The organism is Massilia genomosp. 1, from assembly GCF_011682185.1.
In the GTDB taxonomy this organism is placed as follows: Bacteria; Pseudomonadota; Gammaproteobacteria; order Burkholderiales; family Burkholderiaceae_D; genus Telluria_A; species Telluria_A rubra.
In genome coordinates this window covers 42,853-52,533 of the sequence record NZ_WHJF01000026.1, presented here as the reverse complement: position 1 = coordinate 52,533, position 9,681 = coordinate 42,853, and the positions used below count along the sequence as shown (strand labels likewise).

Below are 9,681 nucleotides of genomic sequence, written 5' to 3'. Positions count from 1 at the left end.
CATGAAGCTCTTCCTGAACGAATGCGGGATCGTGTGCGCGCTGGGCGACTCGCATCAAGAGATCAAGCGCCGCCTGTACGCCGGCGAGAGCGGCATCGCCCCGACCGACGCCTGGTCGCCGGGGCGCGAACTGCCGCTCGGGCGCGTGCTTGGCGCGCTGCCCGACGCCGCCGGGCTCCCGCTCGGCCAGCGCAGTCGCAACAACCGGCTGGCGCTGGCCGCGCTGGCGCAAATCCGCCCCGCCGTCGATGCCGCCGTGGCGCGCTACGGCGCCAACCGGGTCGGCATCGTGATCGGCACCAGCACGTCCGGCATCGCCGAAACCGAAGCGGCGCTGCGGGTCCATTTTGCGGGCGCCGCGCTGCCGGCCGATTTTCATTATGCGCAGCAGGAGATGGGCTCCCCCGCATCCATGCTGGCGCACGAACTGCGCACCACCGGCCCGGCCTACGCCCATTCGAGCGCTTGCGCCTCCGGCGCCAAGGCCATGGCCAGCGCCGCGCGCCTGATCCGCATGGGCTTGTGCGACGCCGTCGTCACCGGCGGTGTCGACACCTTGTGCGGCTTTACGGTCGCCGGTTTTTCGGCGCTCGAATCGGTCAGCGCGGCGCGCTGCAACCCGCTGAGCGCGAACCGCGCCGGCATCAACATCGGCGAGGGCGCGGCCCTGTTCCTGATGACGCGCGAGCCGGCCGCGGTCGCCCTGTGCGGCTGGGGCGAAGCGTCCGACGGCCATCACATGTCGGCGCCCGATCCGGCCGGCAGCGGCGCGCGCCTGGCGATCGCCGAAGCGCTCGGGCGGGCGGGCATCGACGCCGCCCAGATCGACTACATCAACCTGCACGGCACCGCCACCATCCAGAACGATGCGATGGAGTCGCGCGTGGTGCATGAGCTGTTCGGGCCAGCGGTGCCGGTCAGTTCGACCAAGGGTTTTACCGGTCACGCGCTGGGCGCGGCGGCCGCGCTGGAAGCGGCGCTGATCTGGCTGGCCATGCAGACCGACAATCCGGACGGCCTGCTGCCGCCGCAGTTGTGGGACGGCGTGCCCGACCCGGCCCTGCCGGTCCTGAACGTGGCGGCGCCCGGCGCGCGCCTCGGTCGCCCGCTCAACTGGGCGCTGAGTAACTCGTTCGCCTTCGGCGGCTCGAACGCCACCTTGATCCTGGGACGGACCCAATGAACAGCGACAGTTTTCCCGATATCCGCGCGCTGGTTCCGCATGAAGGCCAGATGGTGTTCCTCGACCGCGTGCTCACGGCCGGCACCAGCACCTTGTGCGCGGAAGTGACCATCGGCCAGCACAGCGTGTTTTTCGACGCGGAAGGAGCCGAGCCCGGCGTCGGCTCGTGGGTCGGCATCGAATACATGGCGCAGGCCATCGCCGCCCACGCCGGCTTTCTGGCGCGCCTGCGCGGCGACGCGGTGCGCGTGGGCTTTTTGCTCGGCGCGCGCCGCTACCAGGCCAATGTGCCCCTGTTCACCCTGGGCAGCGTGCTGCATGTGCATGTCCAGCACGTGCTGCAGGGCGAGAACGGCCTGGGCGCGTTCGACTGCCGCATCGACGATGGCGCCAGCGCGGCCAACCTGGCCAGCGCCACCATCACGGTCTTCCAGCCCGATAATGTTAACGAATTTTTGCAGCGGAGTTTTTAATGAGTAGCCAGAGCGGTAGCCACAGCAGTATCAACGAGACAGTATTGGTGACGGGTTCGTCGCGCGGCATCGGCAAGGCCATCGCGCTGCGCCTGGCGCGCGACGGCTACGATATCGTCGTCCATTGCCGCAGCCAGCGCGCCGAGGCCGACGCGGTCGCGCGCGAGATCGAAGCGATGGGGCGCCATGCGCGCGTGCTGCAGTTCGATATCGGCGAGCGCGATGCGGCCGCTGCCGCGCTGCTGGCCGACATCGAACAGCATGGCTGCTACTACGGCGTGGTGTGCAACGCCGGCGTGGCGCGCGACAATGCCTTCCCGGCCATGAGCGGCGAGGATTGGGATATCGTCCTGAAGACCAATCTCGATGGCTTCTACAACGTGCTCAATCCCCTGGTCATGCCGATGGTCCAGCGCCGCAAACCGGGCCGCATCGTCACCATGGCGTCGGTGTCGGGCCTGGCGGGCAATCGCGGGCAGGTCAATTACAGCGCCGCCAAGGCCGGCATCATCGGCGCCACCAAGGCGCTGGCGATCGAACTGGCCAAGCGCGCGATCACCGTCAACTGCGTGGCGCCCGGCCTGATCGAGACCGACATGATCAGCGACGTGCCGCTGGAAGAAGCGCTCAAGATGATTCCCGCCAAACGGGTCGGCAAACCCGAGGAAGTGGCGGCGGCGGTCAGCTTCCTGGTCGGCGCCGACGCATCCTACGTCACGCGCCAGGTTATCTCGGTCAACGGAGGCATGGTATGACACGCCGCGTCGTCGTTACCGGCATGGCCGGCATCAGCCCCCTGGGCAACGACTGGGCCGCGATCCGCACGCGCCTGGGCGAATTCCGCAACGCCATCGTGCCAATGGCTGATTGGGCCGACTACGAAGGCCTCAACACCAAGCTGGGGGCGCCGGCCGCCCCGTTCGAACTGGGCGAGCGCTTTCACCGCAAAGCCATCCGCAGCATGGGACGGGTGGCGTTGATGGCCACGCGCGCGGCCGAGATGGCGCTGGCGCACGCCGGCCTGCTCGAGCATCCATTGCTCAAAAGCGGTCGCATGGGCGTGTCCTTCGGTTCGTCCGCCGGCACCCCGAGCGCGATCGGCGACTTTGGCCGCATGATGGAAGAGCGCAGCACGCGCGGCATCAACGCCACCACCTACATCAAGATGATGGCGCATACGGCGCCGGTGAATATCGGCGTGTTTTTCGGCTTGACCGGGCGCGTGGTCACCACCTCGTCGGCCTGCACCTCGGGCAGCCAGGGCATCGGCTACGCATATGAAGCGATCCGCAACGGCCAGCAAACGGCGATGGTCGCCGGCGGCGCCGAGGAGCTGTGCGCCACCGAAGCGGCGGTGTTCGACACCCTGTTCGCCACCAGCACGCGCAACGACACGCCGGGCGCCACCCCGCGCCCGTTCGACGGCGCGCGCGACGGTTTGGTGATCGGGGAGGGCGCCGGCTGCCTGATCCTGGAAGAGATGGAGCATGCGCTCGCGCGCGGCGCCACCATCCACGCGGAGCTGGTCGGCTTCGGCACCAACAGCGACGGCTGCCACGTGACCCAGCCGAATGCGGCGACGATGAAGATTGCGATGGAGCTGGCCTTGGCCGATGCCGACCTGGCGCCCGGCGCGATCGGCTACATCAACGCGCACGGCACCGCCACCGAGCAGGGCGACATCGCCGAATCGCAGGCCACCAACGCCATGTTCGGCGCGGGCGTGCCGATCAGTTCACTGAAAAGCTACATGGGCCACACCCTGGGCGCGTGCGGCGCGCTGGAAGCGTGGATCAGTATCGAGATGATGCGCGAGGGCTGGTTTGCGCCGACCATCAACCTGGAGCAGGTGGACCCGCGCTGCGCGCCGCTCGACTACATCCACGGCGAGGGGCGGCGCATCGACACCGACTACATCATGACCAATAATTTTGCCTTCGGTGGCATTAATACCTCGCTCATTTTCAAGAGGTTTGGCTAAACCGGAGCACGACGCCGGCCAAAGCGCGGCCCGCAGGCCGGGCCGCGCTCTCCATTACGATCCGGCCGTGCTCGGGAACAGCTGGTCGACCAGTTCGGTGATCTTCTTTTCCGCGCCGATGAACTTGCCCATATTGCCGCCGCCGCGGGTGGCGTCGTAGGTGGCTTTGCCGGAGGGCTTGCCGTTCTTGTAGACGACGATGTCGGCATACGACATGTACATCGCCAGGTCCCAGCGCCAGCTCGCCGTGTAGGTCGAGGTGACCGGGCAGGCGATCAGCGAGGCGTCGCTGTCGAGGCGCTTGACCTCGTAACCCTTGTTGCTCAGCGCGCGCTCGAAGGCGTCGAGGAAGGTCGCACGCACGTTGCCGTTCTGGACGATGCACACGGTTTTGCTGTCGAGCCGCTCGACAGGCTTGACGGTTTGATGGATCGCGCAGCCGCTCAAGGCGAACAGGGCAAGGGAAACGCTGGCCAGTCTGGAGAACATATAGTTTCTTAATGGAAATTATCGGGACTGAACTATACCATTGCGTTTCCACGTAAACATATCCTTTTTTAGCAATAACTAAGATCGTTCTGCGTTGGTACACAGCCTCATAAAAAGCAACGCTTATGTGCGAATAGTTCGACATGGATCAATACGGGGCAACAAATCGACAGTTGTCCAGCGGAAACTTCGAGAGGTCTCCATGTCCTGGTTCTACAATTTGAAGATTGCGCGCAAGTTGATGCTGGTGTTTGCCCTGGTCGTTGCGATGGCCAGTTTCCTGGGCGTGTTTTCGATCAGCCAGCTGGTCAAGGTGCGCGACGCCTCCAACGATATCGCCACCAACTGGCTGCCGTCGGTACGCTACCTGGGGCAGGTGCAGGCCTCGCTGTCGCGCTACCGCATCCCGGAAGCGACCCATGTGCTGCTGACCGACGAAGCCGACATGCTGGCCACCGACAAGTCGATGGCCACGCGCCTCGAGACCCTGCGCAAGCAGCAGGAATCGTCCGCCGCGCTGGTGACCGAAGCGGAGGAAACGCGGCTCTGCAACGAACTGAAGGTGGTGCTCGACAATTACCTGGCCGAGAGCAGGAAGGTGACTGACTTGTCGCACGCCGGCAAGAAGGAGGAAGCGCGTGCGGCTTTCCGCGGCCCGTCGAACAAGGTATTTCGCCAGATTGACGAAGCGCTCGACGCCATCATCAAGATCAATGACAGCGGCAGCGCGGCGTCGGCGGCGTTTGCCATGCAGACCTACGAGATGGCGCGCAAGCTGATCATCGGCAGCCTGGTGGCACTGGCGGCGGTGGGCCTGCTGCTGCCTGTGGGCCTGGCGCGCATCGTGGCCGGCCCCTTGCAGGAAGCGGTGGCGATCGCCGGACGGGTGGCCGGCGGCGACCTGAGCGGGGTGATCGTCGCCTCCAGCACCGACGAAACCGGGCAGTTGATGACGTCCCTGCGCAGCATGAACGACAGCCTGCTGGGCGTGCTCCAGCAAGTGCGCAGCGGCACCGATACGATCGCGCTGGCCTCGGCGGAAATCGCCAGCGGCAACCTGGACCTGTCGAGCCGCACCGAGGAACAGGCCAGCTCGCTCGAAGAAACCGCGTCCGCCATGGAGGAGCTTACCTCCACCGTGCGCCAGAATCCCGACAATGCGCGCCAGGCCAAGCAGCTGGCATTGAGCGCCTCGGCCATCGCCAGCGACGGCGGCGCCGTGGTGAGCGAAGTGATCAGCACCATGGAATCGATCAGCGCTTCCTCGCGCAAGATTGTCGACATCATCAGCGTGATCGACGGCATCGCCTTCCAGACCAATATCCTGGCGCTCAACGCCGCCGTCGAAGCGGCGCGCGCCGGCGAGCAGGGCAGGGGCTTCGCGGTGGTCGCCTCCGAAGTGCGCAACCTGGCCCAGCGCAGTGCTGCGGCCGCCAAGGAAATCAAGCAATTGATCGACAATTCCGTGTTCCAGGTCGACGCCGGCACCGCGCTGGTCCAGCGCGCCGGCAGCACCATGACCGAGGTGGTGGTCAGCGTGCGCCGCGTGAGCGATGTGGTGGCCGAAATCTCGGCCGCCAGCCACGAGCAGAGCACCGGCATCGATGAAGTCAACAAGGCCATCGTGCAGATGGATGAAGTGACCCAGCAGAACGCCGCGCTGGTCGAACAGGCGGCCGCCGCGGCGGGCGCCTTGCAGGAACAGGCTGACAAGCTGGCGCGCCTGGTCAGCGTGTTCCGGCTCGACAGCGCCGGCGCGCCCGCGCCCGCGTTGCGGCCGTCGGCCGCGCGCGTCCTTCATTAATGGCCGCAAGGCCCCGTACCCTTTACCGGAGAGACCAATGAAAAGTAGCTCGTTCGCAGTTGCCGTGCTCGCCCTCGGCGCCAGCGCCGCGGCCCCTGCCCAGTCCAGCGTACAAATCTACGGACTGCTCGATGCGGGTGTCGATCATGCGTCCGATGCGCTCGCCGGCGGCAAGTCGGCCACCCGGGTCAGCTCGGGCGGCATGAATACCTCGCGCTGGGGCTTGCGCGGCAGCGAAGACATCGGCGCCGGCCTGAAAGCGGTGTGGAACCTCGAAGGCGGCGTGCTGATGGATACCGGCGGCATGGACGGCGCCTTGTTCCGGCGCCAGGCCTATGTGGGCCTGGACGGCTCCTTCGGCCGGGTGGTGCTGGGGCGCTCGTTTACCAGCGTGTACGACACCGTCATCCAGTTCGATCCGATGGGCTTTGCGCCCTACTATTCCTGGGCCACGAGCGGGCCGGCCATCGGGCCGTCCAAGTACGGCATGACGACCGGCTTCGATAACATGATCAAGTATTCGGGCGCGACCGGCGGCTTCAAGTACGGCGCGACCTACGGTTTCGGCGAGCAGAGCAGCGGCGCGCGCGACAGCGCCAAAGTCGCCACCGCGGTGAGCTACAGCGTCGGCGGCCTCGGCTTGATGGGCACCTGGGAGCGGGTCAACGGCAACACGCTGGCGGCCAGCGGCCGGCGCGACGAGACCACCGTCATCCACGCCGGCGCGACCTACGAAACCGGTGCCTTCAAGATGTACCTGGTCGCGCGCGATTACCAGGCCGAATCGGGCAACCGCAGCGTGCGCGATGTGGAAGGCAAGACCGTCTGGGCCGGCGTCGCCTGGAAAGGTTTGCCGAACGCCACCATCACCGGCGCGGTGTACAAGATCGACGTGAGCAACGTGGCCGCCGGCGCCGATGCCGACCCGACTTTATATGTGGCGCGCTACCGTTACGCGCTGTCGAAACGCACCGATGTCTACGTGGCGGCGGCGTACGCCAAGCCAAGAACGCGCGCCTGACCGGCCTGTCGCGCGATGACGCCGGCTTTGCCGATACCCAGCGTGGCGTGATCACGGGCGTGCAGCACCGTTTCTGAGAGACTCAATTGCAAGCAATGAAAAGGCGGATGAGCGACGACACCGACGAACTGGCCCAGCGCTACTTTCGCGAGAACGTACATGCGCACCTCACTGCGGAAGAGGTCGACGAGTTCGAGCAGTACGGTGCTGTCGGCTCCGGTTCGCCCTTCGATTTCTGGGAGGCGATCGTGGGCGGGCCGCTTCCGGTGTCAGGTCCGCTTCCGGTGTCCGCTTCCCGCTTCCGGTGTCAGGTCTGACAAACGGACACGGGCTCTACGAGTCTCCTGGTGTCAGTCTCCTGGTGTCAGGTCTGACAAACGGACACGGTCTCCTGGTGTCAGGTCTGACAAACGGACACGGGCTCTACGAGTCTCCTGGTGTCTCTCCTGGTGTCAGGTCTGACAAACGGACACGGGCTCTACGCATTCCCGGTGTCAGCGTCTCCCGGTGTCAGGTCTGACAAACGGATACGGGCGCTGCCGCAATACCGCCGAGTTCGTGTCCGAATGTCAGGCCTGACACCGGGAGCGACAGGGGGCGGGCGCTGCTGCAATACCGCCGAGTTCGTGTCCGAATGTCAGACCTGACACCGGGGACCGGGCTCTGCCGCAATACCGCCGAGTTCGTGTCCGAATGTCAGACCTGACACCGGGGGGGCTGACACCGGGGAAGACACCGGGGAATGAGCGGACGGGCCAAGCTTCCCGCAGGTCCGTCTACCAGAGCAGCGGCCGTCCGAAACTGGCCCAGAACAGCCAGCGTTGCAGCTCGCGGTGTCCGCCGCTGCCGATCTGCCACGGCGCGGCCTTGCCGGCGTCGAGCCGGATGGTGGAGATGAATCCGGCGCAGGTCGACACCACCAGGGTGTTGCCATCGGCCGAGATATCCATCGCCATGACGGTCGAACCGACGAAGTGGTGCCAGTGCTTCCTGCCGGTCGGGCCGAACGCGCGCAGGTAGCCTTGCGCGTCGCCAACGATGAACTCGCCCTGGCGATGCACCGCCGCATACACGCGCGCGCCTTCCTGCACGGTCGGGGTGCGCGGGTCGTCGTTGTAGAAGTCGGTGTCCAGGCCGGGAAAATCCTTCACGTCCACGGCCAGGGTGGCGCCCTCGTAAAAGTGGCAGGCGTTGAAGATCGCCATCTGGCTGTCGCCGCTGAAAGCAGCGTAGTGCGGATATTCGCCTACCGGGCCGATGCTCGAGACCATGTTCAACTGCGCGTCGAACACCTGGTGCGCGCCATCCTGCCCGCCCACCGCGATCCACTTGCCGTCCGGCGAAATGGCGCCGTGTTCCATGTCGAGCCGCACCGGCAAGCCATCTTCTTCCAGCGACTCGGCGGTCGGCCACAGGCGCCGCGCGCCGCCGGCCGCCAGCACGTAAATGCCGACCGAACTGACCAGCAGCACGCGCTGGCCGTCGGGAAAGGGGATCAGGCGGGTCGGGCGCGGACGGTCTTCCAGGTCTTCGCCTTCCATTCCTTCGGGCAGGTCTTCATGCCCGGTCGGCCAGGCCAGCTCGACTACCTTGGGGCCAAGCCAGCCGTCGGTGACGGTCACGCCTTCGTCATTACAGGTGGCAAAATAGCGGCGCTGCGGGCAGCGCCCGATGAAGTCGATGCCCTCGACATCGGTGCAGGTAGCACCCTGCAGATGCAGCACCGGCCCATCCTGGTACGGGGCGCCGGCGCGCAGCAGCATGCTGCCATCGTCGAGCAAGAGCAGTTCCGAACTCTTGATGCCTTGCGCATCGAGCAGGTCGGCCAGCGGCGCGTGCGCCGGCGGCCAGGCCTGGCGGAACGCGTCATGCGCGGCCTGGTCCTTGCCGGGCTGGTTGACCTCTTGCAGCGCTTCCAGCCAGTGCGGCAACAGGTGCGCCATCGGCGGCATGGACGGCTCTTCGCCAGCCTTGTCCCAGCCGTCGGCCAGGCCGATGCGCACATAGTCGTTGATGGCGTCGGCATAGCCGAGCACGTGTTTTTGCCATTCTGCCTGGGGAGAAGTCATGCGGTCGTTCCTGATCGTGAGCGGAGTAGATAAACGGTAATTGTTGACAAGAAAATATTGCCGGAAATATATTACCAGAAATCGGATGACAACAGAATGTCAGCGGCTCACGCCCACCAGTTTATGCACCAGTTCGGACGAGGTGGATGCGGAGAATTTGCGCATCAGCTTGGCGCGATGCATTTCCACGGTGCGGGGACTGAGGTCGGTTTCGCGCGCGATCACCTTGCTGGTCTTGCCCTCGACCAGCAAGGCGGCGATTTCGCGCTCGCGCGGGGTCAGTTCGGCCGTGACCGGGCGCTTTTCGCTGACGTCCTCGAACGTCCACACGCCGGCGCCGAGCGGCGCGCGCGCGTCCAGGGCGCGCCCGCTCACGTGGCACCAGAACAGTTCGCCGGCGGCGCGGCGCATGATGCGCTCATCCGAATACACGCCGCGCGCGTTCATCACCGGAATGATGCGGTCGCCCGTGCGCAGGAATTCATCCATGGTCGGGTACAGTACCCGGAACGATTGGCCATCGAGTTCGCCGTGGACATAGCCGAACATCGAGGTCAATGCATCGTTGCTGGACTGGATGACGCGGTCGACCGAAATGCACATGCCGACCGGCGCGTGGCGGAAAATGGTTTCGTAATCGATGGCGTATGATGCGGTCATT

General features: G+C 65.8%; 10 protein-coding genes. 7 read left to right on the top strand and 3 right to left on the bottom strand.

Annotated elements, in window-relative coordinates:
* The first annotated feature begins 1 nt into the window (after position 1).
* Genes F1735_RS12300 through F1735_RS12285 form a run of 4 tightly spaced genes read left to right on the top strand, consistent with a single transcriptional unit; the run spans position 2 to position 3,637 of the window.
* Positions 2–1,183 (top strand): beta-ketoacyl-ACP synthase, encoded by a 1,182-nt coding sequence (locus tag F1735_RS12300; RefSeq protein WP_167237198.1) that lies wholly within the window; start codon positions 2–4, stop codon positions 1,181–1,183.
* Positions 1,180–1,656, top strand: coding sequence for an ApeP family dehydratase (locus F1735_RS12295; protein ID WP_167237197.1), 477 nt, complete (start codon positions 1,180–1,182; stop codon positions 1,654–1,656). The genes F1735_RS12300 and F1735_RS12295 overlap by 4 nt, the downstream gene beginning before the upstream one ends.
* Positions 1,656–2,411 (top strand): 3-ketoacyl-ACP reductase FabG2, encoded by a 756-nt coding sequence (locus F1735_RS12290; RefSeq protein WP_167237196.1) that lies wholly within the window; start codon positions 1,656–1,658, stop codon positions 2,409–2,411. Before F1735_RS12295 ends, F1735_RS12290 begins: the two co-directional genes overlap by 1 nt.
* Entirely contained in the window at positions 2,408–3,637 is a 1,230-nt protein-coding gene (locus F1735_RS12285) for a beta-ketoacyl-ACP synthase (protein WP_167237195.1), read from the top strand. Before F1735_RS12290 ends, F1735_RS12285 begins: the two co-directional genes overlap by 4 nt.
* Positions 3,638–3,691: 54 nt before the next feature.
* Here the strand turns inward: F1735_RS12285 and F1735_RS12280 are convergent, their stop codons facing one another.
* Positions 3,692–4,126: an Sbal_3080 family lipoprotein gene (locus F1735_RS12280; RefSeq protein WP_167237194.1), complete on the bottom strand. Its 435-nt coding sequence runs from the start codon at positions 4,124–4,126 to the stop codon at positions 3,692–3,694.
* 202 nt (positions 4,127–4,328) lie between these two features.
* Here F1735_RS12280 and F1735_RS12275 point away from each other — a divergent pair, with 202 nt between their 5' ends.
* The 3 genes from F1735_RS12275 to F1735_RS12265 all read left to right on the top strand — a co-directional run bounded on the left by F1735_RS12275 (position 4,329) and on the right by F1735_RS12265 (position 7,268).
* Positions 4,329–5,930, top strand: coding sequence for a methyl-accepting chemotaxis protein (locus F1735_RS12275; RefSeq protein ID WP_167237193.1), 1,602 nt, complete (start codon positions 4,329–4,331; stop codon positions 5,928–5,930).
* Between the two features lie 37 nt (positions 5,931–5,967).
* Positions 5,968–6,951 carry a porin gene (locus F1735_RS12270; protein ID WP_308627314.1) on the top strand — a complete coding sequence of 328 codons (984 nt, stop codon included), beginning with the start codon at positions 5,968–5,970 and terminating at the stop codon, positions 6,949–6,951.
* A 107-nt stretch (positions 6,952–7,058) separates the two neighbouring features.
* Positions 7,059–7,268: a hypothetical protein gene (locus F1735_RS12265; protein ID WP_167237192.1), complete on the top strand. Its 210-nt coding sequence runs from the start codon at positions 7,059–7,061 to the stop codon at positions 7,266–7,268.
* A gap of 459 nt (positions 7,269–7,727) precedes the next feature.
* Here F1735_RS12265 and F1735_RS12260 read toward each other — a convergent pair whose 3' ends face one another.
* Together F1735_RS12260 and F1735_RS12255 are read right to left on the bottom strand one after the other, a co-directional pair.
* Positions 7,728–9,020 (bottom strand): hypothetical protein, encoded by a 1,293-nt coding sequence (locus tag F1735_RS12260; RefSeq protein WP_167237191.1) that lies wholly within the window; start codon positions 9,018–9,020, stop codon positions 7,728–7,730.
* A 99-nt stretch (positions 9,021–9,119) separates the two neighbouring features.
* Entirely contained in the window at positions 9,120–9,680 is a 561-nt protein-coding gene (locus tag F1735_RS12255) for a PAS and helix-turn-helix domain-containing protein (protein WP_167237190.1), read from the bottom strand.
* Between the last annotated feature and the right edge of the window lies 1 nt (position 9,681).